This window comes from Bradyrhizobium erythrophlei, assembly GCF_900129425.1.
Classification (GTDB): Bacteria; Pseudomonadota; Alphaproteobacteria; order Rhizobiales; family Xanthobacteraceae; genus Bradyrhizobium; species Bradyrhizobium erythrophlei_C.
The window spans coordinates 2965867-2986122 of sequence record NZ_LT670817.1 but is presented as its reverse complement, the minus strand read 5'-3'; the positions used below and the strand labels follow the sequence as shown (position 1 = coordinate 2986122).

Genomic DNA, 20256 nt, shown 5'->3' with positions numbered 1-20256 from the left:
CGCGCCATGCACCTCGAATATTTCCAGCTGATTGACCGCATCACCGATCTCAATCTCGGCGAGCGCACCATCACGGTCGAGGCCGAGGTTCCGAAGCAGAATACCATCTTCGAGGGCCACTTTCCGGGCTACCCGATCATGCCGGGCGTGCTGCTGATCGAGTCGATGGCGCAGACGTCGGGCTGGCTGTTGCTGGCGCTGATGAAGTTCGAGCGCATGCCGTTCCTGGGCGCGGTCAAGGAAGCCAAGATGCGGGGTTTTGTCAGCCCCGGCGAGCTCCTGAAGATAGAGGCCAGCGTCGTTCACGAGGGCTCGGGTTTTGCCATTACCTCCGCTAAGGTCAGCGTCGGCGGCGAGCTCAGGAGCAACGCCACCATCACGTTCCGCCATATCCCCTTCCCCCATCCGGATTTGCGCGTATTCATGGATGCCATGGCCAAGCGCATCGGATTTCCGCAAGAACTGATCCCCCATGACTGAGACCAAATCCTCGAGCGCGGGTTCGGCCGAAGTCTGGATCACCGGCATCGGGCTTGCCACCTCGCTCGGCGAGGGGCTGGACGCGAACTGGGACGCGCTCACGGCGCGGCGCGTCAACGTCGATGAGAAGGGTTTCGCGCCCTACATCGTGCATCCCTGGGCGCCGGTCAATCTCGACGCCCAGATCCCCAAAAAGGGCGACCAGCGCCAGATGGAGGCCTGGCAGCGGATCGGGACCTATGCCGCCGGGCTGGCGCTGGAATCGGCCGGGATCAAGGGTAACAAGGAAATCCTGGCGCGGATGGACATGATCGTCGCCGCCGGAGGCGGCGAACGCGATCTCGCGGTGGACAGCGGCATTCTCAACGCCGCGGCAAAAGGCAATTCGGCGCCCGGGTTTCTCAACGAGCGGCTGATGAACGACCTGCGGCCGACACTGTTCCTGGCGCAGCTCTCCAACCTGCTCGCGGGCAATATTGCCATCGTCCACGGGGTCTGCGGCACCTCGCGCACCTTCATGGGCGAGGAAGCCGCCGGCGTCGACGCCGCGAGGATCGCGCTCGCACGTATCTCCGCCGGCCAAAGCGACATCGTGCTGATCGGCGGCTCGCAAAACGGCGAGCGCAAGGATCTTCTGGTGCTCTACGAGTTCGGCGATTTCAACCTCAAGCACAAATTCGCCCCGGTCTGGGCGCGTCAGGAAAACGCCGGCTTCGCGCTCGGTTCCGCAGGCGCGTTTCTTGTCGTCGAGTCCAAGGCGCACGCGATAGCCCGCGGCGCAAAGCCCTTTGCGCGCCTGACCAACGTCGTCGCCGATCGGTCGCAGCGCAAGCAAGCGGGCGCCGTCAAGGTGACGCTGGATAATTTGTGGTCGAAGCTCGGCAAGCTCGAGGGGGACGGCGCCATTATCACCGGCGCCACCGGCGCCGAACCGGCCACATCAGAGGAACGATCCTTCCTTGGGGAACACCCCGATTTTGCGGTGCGGGCGACCGGCACGATGTTCGGCCACGCCATGGAAACCCAGTTTCCGTTGGGCCTCGGCCTGGCGGCGCTGTCGATCTCGCGCGGCGCCTTGTTTCCCGCGAACGATTCCACCGGCCTGGAGATTGAAATGTCCAAGCCGCCTGCCCAGATTGTAGTCGTTGGCGCAGGTCACTGGCGCGGCGAAGGGATGGCGCTGGTCGAGGCGATCAAGTGACCATGGCGGTCTGACTGGTTGGGGGGGAACATGACAGCACCACGCGACAAGTTCGGAAGGCCGATCGTCGTCGTCACCGGCATGGGCATCGTGACTTCGCTCGGCGCCGGCAAGTCCGACAACTGGGCGAAGCTGACCGCCGGGGAATCCGGCATCCGGACCGTCACGCGTTTCCCGATCGACGGCCTGAAGACGACCATGGCGGGCACCGTCGATTTCCTGACCGTCGAGCCGTTCTCCTCGACCGGCCTGACCGAGCGTCTCGCCGAACTCGCGACCGAAGAAGCGCTTGAGCAATCCGGCGTTGGCAGCAAGGGCGACTTCCCGGGACCGCTGTTTCTTGCAGTCGCACCGGTCGAGGTGGAGTGGCCGCAGCGGTTTGAACTCGGACGCGAGGTCGGAGGGGACGCAGAAGTCGATTACGACGGCCTCCTGCGCGTTAGCGGCGGTGCGCGATTCACCCAGTATCATCGGCGGTTCATGTTCGGGTCGGTGGCGGGACATCTGGCGGAGAAATTCGGCACCAAGGGTTCGCCGATTTCGCTTTCGACCGCCTGTGCATCCGGCGCAACTGCGATCCAGCTCGGCGTCGAAGCGATCCGCCGCGGCGAGGCTGACGCTGCCCTCTGCGTGGGAGCGGAGGGTACGGTCAATCCGGAAGCGATGGTCCGATTTTCCCTTCTGTCCGCGCTGTCGACGCGGAACGAACCGCCTCAGGCGGCGTCCAAGCCCTTCTCGAAGAACCGCGACGGTTTCGTCATGGCGGAAGGTGCCGGGGCGCTGGTGCTGGAAAGCTACGAGGCCGCCACCGCGCGTGGCGCGCCGATCCTGGGGGTGCTGGCCGGCTGCGGCGAACTGACCGACTCGTTCCACCGAACCCGATCGAGTCCCGACGGCAAGCCGATCATCGGCTGCATGCTGAAAACCCTGGCAGACGCCGGCATGACGCCGGAACAAATCGACCACATCAACGCCCACGGCACCGCGACGCCGGAAAACGACAAAATGGAATATCTGACGACGTCAGCGGTGTTCGGCGAACACGCGACGAAAATTCCGGTGTCGTCGAACAAATCGATGGTCGGCCATACCATCTCGGCGGCCGGCGCGGTCGAAGCGGTGTTTTCGCTGTTGACGCTCGAGCACCAGCGTATTCCGCCGACGATCAATTATGACACCCCGGATCCGGCGATCCTGTTCGACGTGGTAGGGAACACGGCCCGCGACGCCCGCGTCACCGCCGTGATGTCGAATTCGTTCGGTTTCGGCGGCCAGAATGCCTCGCTGATTCTGACGCGCGAACCGGTCTGAACCGCTTACCACCTTCCAATGTCGGCGATTGACGTCATCGTACGAACCGGCGATACGCACGCGATCGGAAATCCTTCTTACCGGAAACACGGCATCATGCGTGCGCTCACCCTTGTTGCCGATCGTCAGCTGGTGATCGCGGAGCTGCCGGCACCACCGCCGCCGGGCCCCGGCGAGGTACAGATCGCGGTGAAGGCGGTGGCGCTCAATCACATCGATGTCTGGGGCTATCGCGGCATGGCGTTTGCGAAGCGCAAGCTGCCGCTGATCGTCGGCGCCGAAGCCTCTGGCGAGGTTGCCGCCGTTGGCGAAGCCGTGACGCGCTTCAAGCCGGGACAGAAGGTGGTCATGTATGGCGCCCTCACCTGCGGCGTCTGCCGCGCCTGCCAGGAGGGCCGCGACAATCTTTGCGAGGACGTCGCCGGCATCATGGGCTTCCATGTCGACGGTTTCGGGCGCGAACTCTTGAACCTGCCCGAACGGCTGGTGATTGCGGTACCGGAGGGCGTCAGCGACCGCGATGCCGCCTGCGCGCCGATCGCGTTCTCTACCGTGCAGCACATGCTGTTCGACAATGCGAAACTGGAAGGCGGTGAAACCGTGCTGGTGCATGCCGGGGGCTCGGGCATCGGCACCGTCGCCATCATGATGGCCAAGGCAATCGGCTGCACCGTCATCACGACGGTCGGCGATGATTCCAAGATCGACGGCGTGAAAGCGCTCGGCGCCGACCACGTCATCAATTACCGCAAGGATCGTTTCGAGCACGAGACCCGCAAGATCACCCGGAAAAAGGGCGTCGATGTCGTGTTCGAACATGTCGGCGCCGATACGTTCAACGGCTCGTTGCTTACCCTGAAGCGTGGCGGACGGCTGGTGACCTGCGGCTCGACCTCCGGGCCGACCACCACGCTCAACCTGATGCAATTATTCCAGCGGCAGTATCGCATCTTCGGCTCGTTCGGTGCGACGATACGCAATATCGCGGAGAGTCTCGACAAAATGGCCGGCGGCATGCATCCGGTGATCGACACCGAAGTGCCGATCGAGGATGTTGCGGTCGCGCTCAAGCGCATGGAAAGCCGGCAGGTGTTCGGCAAAATCGTCGTTGGTTTCTGATGCACCGTCTGCTGCTTCGCACCCGGGCACGTATTCGCGACGCGACCAAGCCGCTCGGCGAAGCCGCGATCGGCGCATTGACGATCGCAATGCTGCGCACCACCCGCTATTTCGATCCGATCAAGACCGCCAACCTGTTCGGCCGGATCACCCGGCTGATCGGACCGCGGCTGCGCGAGCAGCGGATCGCCCGCGCCAACCTGACCGCCGCTTTCCCGGAAAAGTCACCCGAAGAGATCGAGACCATTCTGGCGGGCGTCTGGGACAATCTCGGCCGCGTCGGTGCCGAATTCGCCCATCTCGACCATATCTGGGAGCACGATCCGGCGCATCCCGAGGACAGCCGCATCGAAATCCAGCCGCGTACCCACGAGCTGTTTGCGCAGCTTCGGCTCGACGGCAAGCCGGCGCTGATCTTCGCAAGCCATCTCGGCAACTGGGAACTGCCCGCTTTGGCGGCGGTCGCGCACGGGCTGGACGCCGCCGTGCTGTACCGGCGGCCGAACATCGCTGCCGCCAACCGCATCATCGAGGAGATGCGCGCGGTGAAGATGGGCACGCTGATCCCGGCCAGCCATGACGCGCCGCTGAAGCTGGCGCAGGCGCTGCAAAACGGTCAGCACGTCGCCATGCTGGTGGACCAGTATTTCACCAACGGCGTCGAGGTCACGTTCTTCGGCCGCAAGACCAAGGCCAATCCGATGCTGGCGCGGCTGCTGCGGCAGATCGAGTGTCCGATTCATGGCGTCCGGATCATCCGCCTGCCCGGCCACCGCTTTCGCGCCGAGCTCTCCGAAGAGGTAAAGCCGGTGCGCGACGCCTCGGGCCAAATCGACGTTCAAGGTACGATGCAGGCGATCACGTCGGTCATCGAGGGCTGGATTCGCGAATATCCGGATCAGTGGCTGTGGCTGCACCGCCGCTGGCGGTAGGTATCGATCCTCATGGTGAGGAGCGCGCCGGAGTTTATCATCGGGCCGCGCTTCGCGCGGACCCGTTGGCGCGTCTCGAACCATGAAAGCCCCGATGCGGCCATCCTTCGAGACGGCGCTTGCGCGCCTCCTCAGGATGAGGAGGAGACCTACCGTCCCGTCTTCACCCGCGTCCAGAGCCGGTTGATGATCCGCTGCGTGGCCGGATCGCGCGCGGTGATCACGAACAGCTTCTTCAGCGTCGCGTCATCCGGATAGATGTTCCTGTCGTTGAAAATTTTCTGGTCGACCAGCTGCTGGCTCGCGAGGTTGCCGTTGGCATAGGACAGGAAGTCCGAGTTCTTCGCCGCAACCTCGGGCCGATAGAGATAATTGATCAGCTCGTAGGCCTCCGCGACATTCTTCGCATCGGCAGGAATCGCGAGATTGTCGAAGAACATCTGCGCGCCCTCTTTCGGAATGGCATAGCCGATCTCGATGCCGTTTTTTGCTTCCGCGGCCCGGCTTCGCGCCTGCATGATGTCGCCCGACCAGCCCACCACCAGGCAAATCTCGCCGGTGGCCAGCGCGCTCAGATATTCCGACGAATGAAACTTGCGAACATAGGGCCTGATCTTGCTGACGAGATCGGCGGCCTTTTCGAGGTCGGCCTGCTTGGTCGAATTGGGATCGAGCCCGAGATAGCTCAACGCGGCGGGGAAAATATCGTCGGCGGAATCCAGCATGTGTATGCCGCAATCCCTGAATTTGGCGAGGTTTTCCGGCTTGAAGACGATGTCCCAGCTGTCGATCCTGGCGTCGGGACCGAGAATTTTCTGTACCGCCTTGACGTTATAGCCGATGCCCGTGGTGCCCCACATGTAGTTGGCGGCGTACTGATTGCCGGGGTCGTAAGTGGCGAGCTGTTTCGTCACCACCGGCCACGCATTGGCAAGGTTCGTAAGCCTGGACTTGTCCAGCTTCTGGAAAATATTCGCCTGGATCTGGCGCTGCAGGAAATAGGCGGTGGGAACGACGACATCGTAACCCGATTTCCCCGCCAGTAACCGCGTCTCCAACGTCTCATTGGCATCGAAGGTGTCGTAGACCACCTTGATGCCGGTTTCCCTGGTGAAGTCTTCGAGCACCCCCGGCGCGATATAGTTCGACCAGTTGTAGAAGTTGACGGTGCGCTGCTGAGCCTGCGCGAGCGGCGACGACAAGGCGAGAATCGCAGCAATCGCGGCAATAAACCGGATCTGCGTGCAGCACCAACCCCGCATCATCGTCACCCTGTTAGCGGCGGTGCACCGCGTCCGACAGACGCTCCAGCGCGGTGTCGAGGGTGGCATCCTTCTTGGCAAAACAAAACCGCACGACGGATGTCACGGCGTCCTTTTCGTAGAAGGCCGACACCGGAATCGCCGCAACCTTGTAATCGGTCACGATGCGCCTGCAGAACGCCTCGTCGGTTTCGTTGAGACCGAGCGGGGAAAGGTCGACGGTGAGGAAATAGGTGCCCTGCGAGGGAAGCACCGGGAAGCCGATGCGCTCGAGTCCCCTCGTGAGACGGTCGCGGCTGCGCGCCAATTCCTTGCGCATCCGATGGAAATAATCCGCCGGCTTGCCGAGGCCGTAGGCGACCGCGACCTGGAGATTGGGCGCGGTGGTGAAGGTGAGGAACTGGTGCACCTTTGCGGCGACCCGCAACAGCGGCGGCGCCGCGCAGACAAAGCCGATCTTCCACCCGGTCAGCGAAAAAATCTTGCCCGCGGAGCCGACCTTGATGGTGCGATCGCGCATTCCCGGAATGGTAATCAGCGGAATATGTTCGCGGCCGTCGAACACCACATGCTCCCAGACCTCGTCGCAGATCGCGATGGTATCGAATTCCTGACAGAACCGCGCCAGCAGTTCGAGGTCCTCGCGCGGATAGACCACCGCGGCGGGATTGAGCGGATTGTTGAACAGCACCGCCTTGGTCTTGTGGTTGAAAACGCCTCGCAGCGCCTCCTCGGTCAGCCGCCAGTGCGGCGGCTCGAGGCGCACCAGCCGCGGGATGCCTCCGGCCTGGCGGATGATCGGCAAATAGGAGTCGTAGACCGGCTGGAACACGACCACCTCGTCGCCCGGCTCGACCACGGCCAGAATGGCTGACGTGAGCGCCTCGGTGCCTCCGGAGGTCACCATCACCTCGGCCATCGGATCGAGCGCGAGGCCATGCCAGCGCCCGTAATGGGCAGCGATCGCCTGCCGCAATTCCGGGATGCCCATCATCGAGGGGTATTGATTGTAGCCGTCCATGACGGCGTCGGCCGCCGCGCGGCGAATGTCCTCGGGGCCGGGATCGTCCGGGAAACCCTGGCCGAGATTGATGGCGTTGTTGTCGCGCGCCAGCTGCGACATCGCCTCGAAGATCGTGACCGGAAGATCCGCAAAGACCGTGTTCATGGAAGCCATTTGTTCAGGAAGCCATGGACGGTCAGCCGCCGGTCTTGGTCGGCAATCCCGCAGCCTTCCAGGCCAGCATGCCGCCCGCAAGATGCTTGTCGTAGGCCAGACCTGCGGCCTGGGCGGCCAGCGACGCCGTGACCGATCGCTTCCCCGAGCGGCAGGCGAAAACCACCTGCTTGCCGTGCGGATCCGGAATATCCTGCGGGTCGAAACTCGACAGCGAAACGACCACCGCGCCCGGATAGGCTTCCGCGGCAACCTCGTTCGGCTCACGGACGTCGACGAGAAGATAGCGTCCGTCGGCCATCCCCTTGGATACCTCCTCCGGCGTCAAATCTGTGACTTGATGACCCTGATCCGCCACTCGATTTCTCCTACACAATGCCCGAGAGCATTTTGACTTACGCATATTCCATGGCTGTCGCCGGTGCCAACCTCACCCCTGGCGCGGCGAAAATCAAGCACCGCAAGGTGGTTTGAGAGGCGTCCGGCCTAGACGGTAACCTGCGTTCCCACTTCGACCACCCGCCCGCTCGGAATCTGGAAATAGTCGGTGGCATCGTTGGCGGTGCGGCTGAGCGCGATGAAAAGATGATCCTGCCAGCGCGGCATGCCGGAATGCGCGGCCGGCTTGAGCGCACGCCGCGACAGGAAGAACGACGTCGACATGATATCGAACTGCCAGCCCAGCTTGCGCGCGATCGCCAGCGCCTTGGGCACATTGGGCGACTCCATGAAACCGAACCGCAGCGTGACCTTGGTGAAGGTCGCGCTGATCTGTTCCAGCCTGACCCGCTCGGCCGGGTCGATCCGAGGTGTCGGCGCGGTTTCGATGGTGAGAATGACGTTCTTCTCGTGCAGCACCTTGTAGTGCTTGAGACTGTGCATCAGAGCCGTCGGCGCGCTGACGGGATCGCTGGTCAGGAATACTGCGGTGCCGGAAACCCGCTGCGGCGGCCGCTTTTCCAGCATCGACACCAGGTCTGCCAGCGGAAACTCCAGCTTGCGCGATTTCTCGAACAAAAGCCTGCTGCCGCGCCGCCAAGTGTACATCAGGAGCATCACGACGGATCCCAGCGCCAGCGGCACCCAGCCGCCCTCGAACACTTTCAACAGGTTCGCTGCCAGAAAGGTCAGGTCGAGAAACAGAAACGGCGCAATCAGCGCCGCCGCCGCGAACGGCGACCATTTCCAGACTCGCCAGATGACGACAAAACCCATCATCGCGGTCACCACCATGGTCCCGGTCACGGAAATACCATAGGCCGACGCCAGCGCGCTTGACGAACGGAACATCAGGACCAGCAGCACCACGCTGACGAGCAGCAGCATATTGATGCGCGGGATATAAATCTGGCCGGAATGGGATTCCGATGTATGGCGAATTTCAAATCGCGGCAGCAAGCCCAGCTGAATGGCCTGGCGCGTCAACGAATAGGCGCCGGTGATCACCGCCTGGCTCGCAATCACGGTGGCCACCGTGGCGAGACAGACCATCGGCAACACGGCCCAGTCCGGGAACATCAGGAAGAAGGGGTTCTCGACCGCCCGGGGATTGGCGATGACCAGTGCGCCCTGCCCCAGATAATTCAGCGCCAGCGACGGCAGCACGATGAAAAGCCACGCTGTCTGGATCGGCCGTTTGCCGAAATGCCCGAGGTCGGCGTACAGCGCCTCGGCTCCGGTGACCGCGAGAAATACCGCGCCGAGCGTGACGAATCCGATGATGCCGTGATGAAGCATGAACGCGACGGCATGGACGGGATTCAGCGCATAAAGAACTTCGGGATGTCGCATGATCGGGGGGATCGCCGCAATCGCGATGACGCCGAACCAGATAGTCATCACCGGCCCGAAGAAAGCCGCGACGCGCGCGGTGCCGCGTGACTGGGCGGCGAACAACACCAGCAGGATCAGCACCGTCAGCGGCACGACGTACGGATCGAACGCGGAGGTGACGAGTTTGATACCCTCGATGGCTGACAGCACCGACAGCGCCGGCGTGATCACCGCGTCGCCGTAAAATAGCGCGCCGCTGACGATCCCGAGCAGCACGATGGCGCCGGCACCATAGCTAACCGCGCGTTGCGCCAGCGCCATCAGCGCCAGCGTTCCGCCCTCGCCATGGTTATCCGCGCGCAGCAGGATCAGCACATATTTCAGCGTCACCACAATGATCAGCGCCCACAGGATCAGCGACACGACGCCGAGCACCGCCTGCGGCGTGACGCCGCCCGCAGCAGGCCCGCTGGCGGCGATCACGGCTTCGCGGAGCGCGTACAGCGGACTGGTGCCGATGTCGCCGTAGACGACGCCGATGCTGCCGATCAGGAGCGCCTTGAAGCCGGCGGTCGAATGGGCATTGGCATGCCCATTGGCCGCCGGCATTTCCGCGGCGGAAGCTACAGCGTCACTGGTCATGGGAGCTTGAGGCCTCAAAATGCTTCACTGACACAAATAGCAAAGCGAGGCGGCTTATAGTCCTGCGCTTGGAGCATAGCCTAGCTCTATTTTGGGTCTACGGCATGCAAAAATGCATAAACCGCCAAAAACCGCTAAATAGTAACCTGGGTACCGACTTCAACCACCCGTCCGGTCGGAATCTGGAAATAGTCGGTGGCGTCATTGGCCGATCGGCTCATGGCGATGAACAGGTGGTCCTGCCAGCGCGGCATTCCGGACTGCGAAGAGGGTTTCAGCGAGCGCCGCGAGACGAAAAACGACGTCGACATGATATCGAACTGCCAGCCGAGCTTGCGCGCGATCACCAGCGCCTTGGGAACGTTCGGCGATTCCATGAAACCGAAACGCAGCCGCACTGTCGCAAATTTGTCGCTGATGGTTTCCATCCGGACCCGCTCGGCGGGGTCGACGCGCGGAGTCTGCGCGGTTTCAATGGTCAGAATCACATTGTGCTCGTGCAGCACCTTGTTGTGCTTGAGATTATGCAACAGCGCCGTCGGCACGAAACTCGGATCGCTGGTCAGAAAGATCGCGGTGCCCTTGACGATGTGAGGCGGGCGCTTTTCGAGGCTCTTGATCAGATCCGTGAGCGGAACTTCGATCCGCCGGGTTTTGATGACCAGGATTGCGGCACCCCGGCGCCAGGTCCAGATCATGATCGCCGTCGCTAGACCGAACAGCAGCGGGACCCAGGCGCCTTCGAGCAGCTTCAAGAGGTTTGCACTGAAGAAAGTCATGTCGACGACGACAAACGGCACGATCAGCGCCGCCGCGGCGGCCGCGCGCCAATTCCACAGCTTCCAGATCACCACGAAGCCCATGATGCCGTCGGCGACCATGGTTGTGGAGACCGCGATGCCGTAGGCGGAGGCCAGTCCGCTCGAGGTGCGGAACAACAGCACCAGCAGCAAGACGCCGATCAGCAACAGCCTGTTCACGCGCGGCAGATAAATCTGCCCGGCATGGGCTTCCGAGGTGTAGCGGACCTCGAAGCGCGGCAGCAGGCCGAGCTGCACTGCCTGACGGGTCAACGAATAGGCTCCCGTAATTACCGCCTGGCTTGCGATCACCGTCGCCGCGGTCGACAGCGCGACCAGCGGCAGCAGCAGGATTTCCGGAACCATCCGGTAGAATGAATTTTCGATCGCCGCCGGATTGGAAAGCACCACCGCGCCCTGACCGAAATAGTTGATCAGAAGCGAGGGCAACACAAAGTAAAGCCATCCCGCCTGGATCGGCTTGCGTCCGAAGTGGCCCAGATCTGCATAGAGCGCCTCGCCGCCGGTCACTGCGAGAAATACCGCGCCCAGCGTCACCATTCCGATCTTGCCATGGGAAAGCAGGAAATGAACCGCGTACCAGGGGTTGATCGCGGCCAGCACCGACGGATCGTCGCTGATATGAACGAGGCCCATCACGCCGAGAGTCGCAAACCAGACAACCATCACCGGCCCGAACGCCGAGGCGACGCGCGCAGTGCCGCTGCTTTGAATCGAGAACAGCGCAACCAAAATGAAAACCGTCAGCGGCACCACATAGTGCTCGAGCGCCGGCGTTGCGAGCTTGAGACCTTCGACCGCGGACAGGACCGAAATCGCCGGCGTGATCATGGAGTCGCCGATGAACATCGAAGCGCCGATGACGCCGAGCGCCAGCAGCGGCCAGCTTCTCCGACCCAATGCGCGTTGCCCGAGCGCCATCAGCGAAAGCGTGCCGCCCTCGCCGTTATTGTCGGCGCGCAGCAGCAGCAGCACGTATTTTGCCGTGACCACGATAAAGAGCGCCCACAGGATCAGCGACAAAACCCCAAGCACCATGACCCGGGTTATCGGCTGGCCCTGCGCGGCACCGGCAACAGCCTCGCGAAACGCATACAGCGGCGAGGTCCCGATATCGCCAAACACCACGCCGATGCTTCCCAGCGTCAGGGCCCAAAAGCCGGTGCTGACCGGTGCCTCATGGGCTTCGGTGGATGTGACGCTGACAGCCATGGTGATGGAGAAACGTCCTGTCGCCTGATCTGATCCCGGTCGCTATCGACGCTCCCGGATAGCCTGTCAACCGCCGAACTTACCCACAAAGCGGCCTCGCTCGGACGACGCCCGGTAATATAGTAGTGCGAGGGTTATGGCTTCAGGTCGGGCGGCAGCGGCGGATCTTCGCGCATCAGCGTGATGGTCACGCGACGGTTCGCCGACAGCGAGGGATCGTCGGGAAACAGCGGCTGGCCGTCGGCCTTTCCGGACACCGCGAAAATGTGGGCCGGCGGCAGTCCTTCCCGCTCTAGGATCTGGCGCACCGCATTGGCCCGATCGGCCGACAGATCGAACGCCCCATAATCGCTGCGCGTCGGCACGAAACCTGCCGCGGTATGGCCGACGATGGAGATTCGCAGCGGCGTCGCCTTGAGCGGAATCGCAAGTTTCTCGATCAGCCGGCGCGTACGATCGTACGGAACCTTAGAGCCATCGGCAAACATCGACCGTCCGTCCTGGTCGACGATTTCCAGATTGAGGCCCTGGCTGGTTTCCTCAAACATGATGTGTTTCGAGATTTCCGTCAGTTCCGGCATGTCCTGCAACGCCTGCCGCAACGAGGCCGAGGCCAGCGCGAACTCGCGATCGACTTTCAGGCGGGCGCCTTCCGTCAGGCTCCGCTCCTTTTCGTCCGGGGTCGGCGTGGCCGATGATTCCTCCGGCGGAATATGCGCGGCGTTCTTCAGCTTGGCCCGCGTCGGCAGACCATCGGATTCGATGATTCCGGAATAGCGCGCCTCGGTCTGCACACCGAAGGCGTCGCGCATCGAGCCCGCGACGATTTTGAGCTTGTTGTTGTCCATGGAGGAGAACGCGACGAGCATCACGAAGAAGCTCATCATCAGACCCATGAGGTCGGCAAAGGTCACGAACCAGCCGTGCCCTCCTCCATGCGCATCGCCGCGTTTTTTCTTGGCCATCGCCTGTTTTCCCGGACCGCCGCTACCCGCCGATCAGGCCGGTACCGGCTCACCTTCCTCGTGGCGGTGCTTTTCCGGCAGATACGCCAGCAGCATTTCCCGGACCAGCGTCGGGCTCTTGGAATCCCGGATCATCAGAATGCCGTCGATGATCAGGGTGCGATTGGTTTCCTCGTCGAGCAGCTTGCCATGCAGCTTGTCGGCAATCGGCAGGCAGAACAGGTTCGCGACCAGCGCGCCGTAGAGCGTCGCCAGCAGGGCGGTCGCCATGAACGGGCCGAGTTTCGAAGGATCGGTCATGTTGGCGAACATCTGCACCATGCCGATCAATGTGCCGATCATGCCGAACGCCGGTGCGCAGTCGCCGATAGCGCGGTAGATTTTCCCGCCCTCGTCGAGATGCATCAGGAAGTTGTCGCGGTCGCGCTCGAGATTGTCGCGGATGAATTCGAGATCGTAGCCGTCGGCGACATATCGAATGCCCTTGGCGAGGAACGGTTCGTCGGTCTCGACTTTTTCCAGCCCGACAGGTCCCTGCTTGCGCGCGATTTCCGCGATGCGGGCAAGCTCGTCGACCAGATCGCGCGCCGAAAGCCGGCTCATCGTGAACGCAAATTTTGCGCCGAGCGGCAGGCCATGCAGGATGGCGCTAAGCGGAAACCGGATCATGGTGGCGGCGATCGATCCGCCGAAGATGATGATGACAGCATGTTCGCTGACGAACATGTGCAGATCGCCGCCCATGAGCACCATTACTGTCACGACAAGCATGCCGGACACGAGCCCAACGCTCGTCATGATATCCATGGGGGAACTCCAACGCGTACGCGAACGACCGGCCATCCTGGACGGTGGCGCCGCCCATTCCGGACCGCGCAACAGGAAGCCTACGTCGCCCGCCATTAAAGACGCGTAAAGGTTAAGTCGTTTAGCGCCGGCTACCGCGGCGAACGGACTGCCCACTTCGTCGCAGGTCGTGGCCGAAACGCGCTAATGGACCGCTGATTGGCGCCCCGACACCATCGCAACGATCTGCTAACCATAGTCGCCGCGGCTTGCCCCGTATGAAGGCGAGAGGACACCGGACAGGTGGTTGGGCCGCTTCGAAGGAGTTGCCGCGCCGGTTTCGTCAGTCGGGCGGCAGGCCGGCAAGTTCGAGGCTGAGCGCGCGCAATCGGTTGCGGGCGACCGCGTCATAGGCTTGCGGATTGGCTTGCGCCGGCCGCATGCCGTTGAAGAACAGCCCGCTGCTGGCCGCCACATCGTCGCCAACCGCAAGATGCAAAATGGCGTCGCCGCCCTGCTCGACCGTGCTGATCGGGGTGATGCCGCCTTCGCGCACCATCGTGGTGTTCATGTAAGTCGCAGGATGCAGAGCATTCACGGTCACGCCAGTGCCCTCGAGCTGGCTCGCCAGATCGATGGTGAACATGATCTGGGCGAGCTTGCTCTGGGCGTAGGCGCGCGAGCCGCTGTAGCCCCTGGTCAGCATCACATCGTCGAAATCGAGCGGATGCTGGCCGAGCGAAGCGACATTCACGATGCGCGAGGGCGCGCTTGCCTTCAACAAGGGAAGCAGCAGGTAGGCAAGCAGAAATCCGGAAAGGTAATTCACCGCAAACCGCAGTTCATAGCCGTCCGCGCTGGTCTGCCGCTCCGACCCGGGCGACCGCGATCCGATCCCGGCATTGCTGATGAAAAGGTCGAGCCGCTTGTGCCCGGCCGTCACCGCTTCGGCGAGTTGCCGCGCACCGGCCAGCGAAGACAGATCGGCCTGATAGAAGATTGGTTCAGCAAAGCCGTGACCGCGTATCTCATCGGCCAGGGTTTTTGCCCGCGCGCCGTCACGGCCATGGATCAGGACCTTGGCGCCGGCGGCGGCGAGTCTGGCGGCGACATAGCGGCCGACGCCGTCGGTCGAGCCCGTGACCAACACCGTCTTGCCGTCCATGTTCATCGCGATCGCCCCTCTCGATCCGTCAATGAATTTCTGCCGATTTCGCCAGCGCCTCTTTCAGCTTTTCAAGCGTAAATGACGGGCTGCGGGCGATCTCAAGAATCGGTGTCTCGCGGCGGCCGCACAGTTCGGCCGCGTCAGGCACTTTCGCTGCGATATCGGTTGGAATGACCACCGCGCCGTGACAGTCGGCATGAATGAGGTCGCCGGAGCGCACCGTCATCCCGGCGACGCGAACTTCGCCGCCAAAACTGTCGGCATGTACCCAGGCGTGGGACGGTCCGATCGAGCCGGCCAGGGCCTGGAAACCGGGCGCCCATTGCGGGATGTCGCGGATCGATCCGTCGGTGATGACGCCGAGACAGCCGAGCGCCTTGTGCACCGAACTCTGGACCTCGCCCCAGAACGCACCGTAGCCCACGTCCGGACCATCGATATCCTGGATCACGGTGATACGCGGGCCGTGGCCGGTGCCCATATATTCGTAATAGGCGATCCGGCGCTTCGACTGCTCGGCTGCCGGAAGCGCGGACTGCAGAACGGAGCGGATCGTCACCGTGCGGGCATAGCCGACCATCGGCGGGAGCTCCGGGAACGGACAAACCAGCGGCTTGGTCGTATAGCCGATCAGGCGCCGTTCCGGCGCGACGATTTCCAGCGCATTGCAGATCGTGGGCGTGTCATAGCGCCCCAGCGCCTCTAGAAGTGCGGCAGGCAGCGGCGCTTTTTCGGAATCCGTCACGGCGTTCTCTCCAGAATTCAGGGACCGGCCCTTTTTGAAGGCCGTGTACGGTCAGCCCTATACCCGAGATTGGGACCGAACCCAACTCGGCGGCCGCTCATGGCAGATATCCGGGGATCAGTTGCCGACGCGCCGAGCCGGCGGCTCAGTTCAGCCGCGTCGGCCGATCGTCGTGTTCCGGCTCGGAGGCTACCGGCGGGTACGACGGCGGAGAATTTGCCGGCGCGACGCCGGCCGGCGTGAGCTCCGCCGCGGCAGCCTTGCGCGCGTGGTCGCGATAGGATTTCCATCCGGCCGGCAGGCTCGCGAGGTAGAGCACCGAACCCGCCGACAGAATATGCCAGGGATAGCCGATCAGCAGCGCAATGAAGAAAACCACCGAGACGAAAACCGGCAGCACCATTTCCGGCGGCACGCGCATGCGTACGGTCTTGCCCGAAAACACCGGCAGCCGCGACACCATCAGGAAGGCGATCAGCAGCGTATAGAGCGCGGTCAGGATCGCCGGCGGGTTCGGCAGGCCGAGGAACGCGAGATAGATCGGAAGCAGCACGGTGATCGCGCCGGCCGGCGCCGGGACGCCGGTGAAGTAATTCACGGCAAAGGCGGGCTTGTTCGGATCGTCCATGGTGGCGTTGAAGCGTGCCAGCCGCAGGCCGCCGCTGATCGCGAACACCATCGCGGCGATCCAGCCGCCATTGTTCAGCTCATGCAGCTGCCAGAAATAGAGGATCAGGCCGGGCGCCACGCCGAAATTGACGAAATCGGCGAGGCTGTCGAGTTCCGCCCCGAATTTCGACTGGCCCTTGATCATGCGCGCGACCCGGCCGTCCAGCCCATCGAGCACGGCTGCGAACACGATCGCCGCTACCGCCAGTTCCATCCGCCCTTCGGTCGACAACCGGATCGCGGTCAATCCCGCGCAGATCGCAAGCAGGGTGATGACGTTGGGCACCAGCATCCGCACCGGAATCGGGCGAAACCGGCGGCGGCGAAGTTCGGGATGTTGCGGATCGATCGGCGTCATGGCTCGCATAGATATAGCAAGCCCCGGCCCGCTCCGCCATTGCGGTGCTCAGCCGGTTGATTCGACAGCCAAATGGTTAATCGGCGCGGTAGGTCCGGCCGTTATCGCCAAGCCTGAAATCGGCCAAAATGGTCTCGCCGGCCACCGCGGTCTGGCCTTCTGCGACCAGCGATTTGGTGCCATCGGGCAGGTAGACGTCGAGACGCGATCCAAACCGGATCAATCCGAAGCGCTCGCCGGCACCGATTGACTGCCCTTCGCGAACGAACGAGACAATCCGCCGCGCCACCAGCCCCGCGATCTGGATCACCCCGATGCGTCCGTCCGGGGTCGAGATCACCAGCGAGTTGCGCTCATTGTCCTCGCTCGCCTTGTCCAGCTCGGCATTGATGAAGGTGCCCGGCCGGTACGCGATCCGGTCGATTCGCCCCGTCACCGGACTGCGGTTCACGTGGCAGTTGAATACGCTCATGAAGATCGAGATACGCGGCAGCGGCTGGTCGCCGAGCCCGAGTTCGACCGGCGGCAACACCTGCGTCACCATCGAGATGCGCCCGTCGGCCGGCGCCACCACGATGCCCTCGCGCACCGGCGTCACCCGCACCGGATCGCGGAAAAACAGCGCGCACCAGACCGTCAGCAAGGCACCGATCCAGCCGAGCGGCGTCCAGATCCAGAACAGAACCAGGCTCGCAACCGCAAAGCCGCTGATAAACGGATAGCCTTCCCGGTGGATCGGCGGAATTTGCGCGCGGATGGAATGGGCAATGGACATCGGGGGGTCACTATCTGTTGTGCCCTCTCCCGCGGCGGGAGAGGAGATGGGCAATCATTCCGCCGCGGCCGGAGTTACCAGCGCGTCAGTCGCCGGCCCGTCAGTTACCAGCGCGTCATCGAGCGGTGGCGGCTCCCGGTTCGGCGTTTCGTTCTCGTCGGCAATCAGCGCCAGCCTCTCGCGCGCCTCTTGAGCCTCGCGCTGCCGGTTCCACATACTGGCATAAAGCCCGCCGGTTGCCAAAAGCTGCGAATGCGTTCCACGCTCGGCGATGCGGCCCTGATCCAGCACGATGATTTCGTCGGCGCCCACGATGGTGGACAGCCGGTGCGCGATCACCAGCGATGTGCGGTTGCGCGAAATCCGCTCCAGCGCCTCCTGAATTTCATGCTCGGTATGGCTGTCGAGCGCCGATGTCGCCTCGTCGAGCACCAGGATCGGCGGCCCCTTCAGAATCGTCCGCGCGATCGCGACCCGCTGCTTCTCGCCGCCCGATAATTTCAAGCCGCGCTCGCCGACCTGGGTCTCGTAACCCTTCGGCGACATCCGGATGAAGCGATCGATTTGCGCGAGCTGCGCCGCCTGCTCGACTTCGGCGTCGGTAGCATCCCAGCGGCCGTAACGGATGTTGTAACGGATGGTGTCGTTGAACAACACAGTGTCCTGCGGCACCATGCCGATCGCTGCCCGCAGCGAGGCCTGCGTGACGTTCCGGATGTCCTGACCGTCGATCAGGATCTTGCCGCCGGAGACGTCATAGAGCCGAAACAGCAGCCGCGAAATGGTCGACTTGCCGGCGCCGGAAGGCCCGACGATCGCAACCGTCTTGCCGGCAGGCACCTCGAAACTGAGGCCCTTGAGGATCGCCCGCTCGGGATCGTAGGAAAATCGCACGTCGTCGAAGCGCACCTTGCCAGACGTCACGATCAGCGGCGTGGCGCCGGGAAGGTCCTTGATCTCCGGATTCCGCGCCAGCACGCCGAACATCTTCTCGATGTCGATCACCGCCTGCTTGATCTCGCGGTAGACCATGCCCATGAAATTCAGCGGCTGGTAAAGCTGGATCATCATGGCGTTGACCATGACGAAATCGCCGACCGTATTCTTGCCGCTGCGGACGCCGATCGCGCACATCAGCATGGTCGCGGTGAGACCGGCGGTGAAGATGATGGCCTGCCCGGTATTGAGCACCGCGAGCGAGGTGTAGGTCTTCACGCTGGCACGCTCGTAACCCTCCATCGAACGGTCGTAGCGGGCGGCCTCGCGCTCCTCGGCACTGAAATATTTGACGGTCTCGTAGTTCAGCAGCGAGTCGATCGCCTTGGTGTTCGCCTCGGTATCGGATTCGTTCATCTTGCGGCGGATCTCGATCCGCCATTCGGTCGCGATGTAGGTGTAATACATGAAGATCACGACGGTGATCATGGTCGCCAGCACATAGCGCCAGTCGAACTTCCACAGCAGCACGGCCGTCAGCAGCGAAACCTCGACGATGGTCGGGACCAGCTGCAGGATCACCATCCGTACGATCACCTCGATGCCGAGACGGCCGCGCTCCAGCACGCGCGTCAGCCCTCCGGTCTTGCGCTCCAGATGAAAGCGCAGCGACAGTTCGTGCATGTGGACGAAGGTGCGGTAAGCGAGCTTGCGCACCGCATGCATCGCGACGCGCGCGAAGATGCCATCGCGCCACTGGGTCAGCACCGCCATCAGCACGCGCAAGGCGCCATAGCTTGCAGTCATGATCAGGGGCGATGCGATCAGCCACAGCGTCCAGTTCGACGATTGCACCGGGGCGGTATCGGCGCCGGTCAGGGCGTCGATCGCCCATTTGAACGTAAACGGCACCGCCAGCGTCGCCACCTTGGCTACCAGCAGCAGCACCACCGACCAGACCACGCGCATCTTGAGATCGACGCGATCGCCGGGCCAGATGTACGGCCACAGATGCACCAGCGTCCCGATCAGGGTCGCCCGTTCGATGGATTTGCCCGAGCCAGACAGCGCTTCGCCGGCCCCCCCAGACGAATCGGTGTGAGCCATCAAGGAGTACCCAGAGCGAACCGGGTCGCCGGCTCGCTGTCGCGCGTGTTTTTAATGTGGTTCCGCATCGTGCGCGTCATATAGAACCTTTAAGCGCCGCATGCACCCTCGATTCTTCAGCGATTTACCGGGATTCACGAATGGATTCCATTGCCTTGGCGAATCCGCTAGGGTTGACGCACTTACGCTGCAGTGCCACATGGCCAGCATGAACAAAATCAAAACCGTCTGTGTCTATTGCGGCTCCGGCCCCGGCACAAATCCCCGCTTCGTTGAAGCCGCCATCGCGCTAGGAAAGGCGCTCGCCGAGAACGGCATCCGCCTGGTCTATGGCGGCGGCTCGATCGGGCTGATGGGCGCGATCGCCACATCGGTGCTCGATCACGGCGGCACCGTGACCGGTATCATACCCGACTTTCTCACCTCCCGCGAAAACGTGCTGAAGCGGGTTCAGGAACTCGTCGTCACGCCCGACATGCACGAGCGCAAGCGGCTGATGTTCGAGCGTTCCGACGCCTTCGTGGCGCTCCCCGGCGGGATCGGCACGCTGGAGGAACTGGTGGAGCAACTGACTTGGCAGCAGCTTGGCCGCCACTCCAAGCCGGTCCTGCTCGCCAACATCGACGGCTTCTGGGAACCGTTGCTCGCGCTGCTCGGGCATATGCGGGCCACGGCATTCATTCGGCCGTCTCTGGCGGTCGATATCCTGAAAGCCGAACGGGTCGAGGATATCCTGCCGCGGTTGCGCGCCGCCGCGGCCCGCGCGCCTGAAGGCACAGAGAAACTGGTGCCGGAGATTGCCCGCCGGCTGTGACTG

At 63.1% G+C, this 20256-nt stretch carries 18 protein-coding genes; 6 read left to right on the top strand and 12 right to left on the bottom strand.

Going from position 1 to position 20256, the window contains the following annotated elements; all coding sequences use genetic code 11:
• The first annotated feature begins 6 nt into the window (after window positions 1-6).
• The 5 genes from B5527_RS13840 (at window position 7) to B5527_RS13820 (ending at window position 5043) form a co-directional block, all read left to right on the top strand.
• Window positions 7-480, top strand: a complete 474-nt coding sequence (locus B5527_RS13840; RefSeq protein ID WP_079601814.1) for a 3-hydroxyacyl-ACP dehydratase FabZ family protein — start codon at window positions 7-9, stop codon at window positions 478-480.
• A complete protein-coding gene (locus tag B5527_RS13835; protein ID WP_079601813.1) occupies window positions 473-1681 on the top strand; it encodes a beta-ketoacyl-ACP synthase in 1209 nt (402 codons plus the stop codon). The genes B5527_RS13840 and B5527_RS13835 overlap by 8 nt, the downstream gene beginning before the upstream one ends.
• Window positions 1682-1711: 30 nt before the next feature.
• Entirely contained in the window at window positions 1712-2992 is a 1281-nt protein-coding gene (locus B5527_RS13830) for a beta-ketoacyl-ACP synthase (RefSeq protein WP_079601811.1), read from the top strand.
• A 96-nt stretch (window positions 2993-3088) separates the two neighbouring features.
• Entirely contained in the window at window positions 3089-4111 is a 1023-nt protein-coding gene (locus B5527_RS13825; protein WP_079607268.1) for a zinc-binding dehydrogenase, read from the top strand.
• Entirely contained in the window at window positions 4111-5043 is a 933-nt protein-coding gene (locus tag B5527_RS13820) for a lipid A biosynthesis lauroyl acyltransferase (RefSeq protein WP_079601810.1), read from the top strand. The genes B5527_RS13825 and B5527_RS13820 overlap by 1 nt, the downstream gene beginning before the upstream one ends.
• Window positions 5044-5192: 149 nt before the next feature.
• On the opposite strand, the gene B5527_RS13815 is transcribed toward B5527_RS13820, so the two are convergent.
• The 12 genes from B5527_RS13815 to B5527_RS13760 form a co-directional block, all read right to left on the bottom strand.
• Complete coding sequence (locus B5527_RS13815; protein ID WP_425305097.1) at window positions 5193-6305, bottom strand: polyamine ABC transporter substrate-binding protein; 1113 nt, start codon at window positions 6303-6305, stop codon at window positions 5193-5195.
• A 13-nt stretch (window positions 6306-6318) separates the two neighbouring features.
• Window positions 6319-7482 (bottom strand): aminotransferase, encoded by a 1164-nt coding sequence (locus tag B5527_RS13810; RefSeq protein WP_079601807.1) that lies wholly within the window; start codon window positions 7480-7482, stop codon window positions 6319-6321.
• A gap of 22 nt (window positions 7483-7504) precedes the next feature.
• Window positions 7505-7885 carry a rhodanese-like domain-containing protein gene (locus tag B5527_RS13805; protein ID WP_079601805.1) on the bottom strand — a complete coding sequence of 127 codons (381 nt, stop codon included), beginning with the start codon at window positions 7883-7885 and terminating at the stop codon, window positions 7505-7507.
• Between the two features lie 83 nt (window positions 7886-7968).
• Window positions 7969-9897 carry a potassium transporter Kup gene (locus B5527_RS13800; protein WP_079601803.1) on the bottom strand — a complete coding sequence of 643 codons (1929 nt, stop codon included), beginning with the start codon at window positions 9895-9897 and terminating at the stop codon, window positions 7969-7971.
• Window positions 9898-10031: 134 nt separating this feature from the next.
• On the bottom strand, window positions 10032-11930 hold the full coding sequence (locus B5527_RS13795) for a potassium transporter Kup (protein WP_079601801.1): 1899 nt from the start codon (window positions 11928-11930) through the stop codon (window positions 10032-10034).
• A 134-nt stretch (window positions 11931-12064) separates the two neighbouring features.
• Window positions 12065-12895: an OmpA/MotB family protein gene (locus tag B5527_RS13790; RefSeq protein WP_079601800.1), complete on the bottom strand. Its 831-nt coding sequence runs from the start codon at window positions 12893-12895 to the stop codon at window positions 12065-12067.
• A gap of 33 nt (window positions 12896-12928) precedes the next feature.
• Window positions 12929-13702, bottom strand: coding sequence for a motility protein A (locus B5527_RS13785; RefSeq protein ID WP_079601798.1), 774 nt, complete (start codon window positions 13700-13702; stop codon window positions 12929-12931).
• Between the two features lie 322 nt (window positions 13703-14024).
• Window positions 14025-14852: an SDR family NAD(P)-dependent oxidoreductase gene (locus tag B5527_RS13780; RefSeq protein ID WP_079601797.1), complete on the bottom strand. Its 828-nt coding sequence runs from the start codon at window positions 14850-14852 to the stop codon at window positions 14025-14027.
• Between the two features lie 22 nt (window positions 14853-14874).
• Window positions 14875-15594 carry an RraA family protein gene (locus B5527_RS13775; RefSeq protein ID WP_079601795.1) on the bottom strand — a complete coding sequence of 240 codons (720 nt, stop codon included), beginning with the start codon at window positions 15592-15594 and terminating at the stop codon, window positions 14875-14877.
• Between the two features lie 145 nt (window positions 15595-15739).
• Window positions 15740-16621, bottom strand: coding sequence for a CDP-diacylglycerol--serine O-phosphatidyltransferase (gene pssA / locus B5527_RS13770; protein WP_079601794.1), 882 nt, complete (start codon window positions 16619-16621; stop codon window positions 15740-15742).
• Between the two features lie 76 nt (window positions 16622-16697).
• Entirely contained in the window at window positions 16698-17396 is a 699-nt protein-coding gene (locus B5527_RS13765) for a phosphatidylserine decarboxylase (RefSeq protein ID WP_079601792.1), read from the bottom strand.
• Window positions 17397-17450: 54 nt separating this feature from the next.
• Window positions 17451-19439 (bottom strand): ABCB family ABC transporter ATP-binding protein/permease, encoded by a 1989-nt coding sequence (locus tag B5527_RS13760; RefSeq protein WP_079601791.1) that lies wholly within the window; start codon window positions 19437-19439, stop codon window positions 17451-17453.
• A gap of 208 nt (window positions 19440-19647) precedes the next feature.
• Between B5527_RS13760 and B5527_RS13755 the strand changes: the two genes are divergently transcribed.
• Window positions 19648-20253, top strand: coding sequence for a TIGR00730 family Rossman fold protein (locus B5527_RS13755; RefSeq protein WP_079607267.1), 606 nt, complete (start codon window positions 19648-19650; stop codon window positions 20251-20253).
• The last annotated feature ends 3 nt before the right edge of the window (window positions 20254-20256 follow it).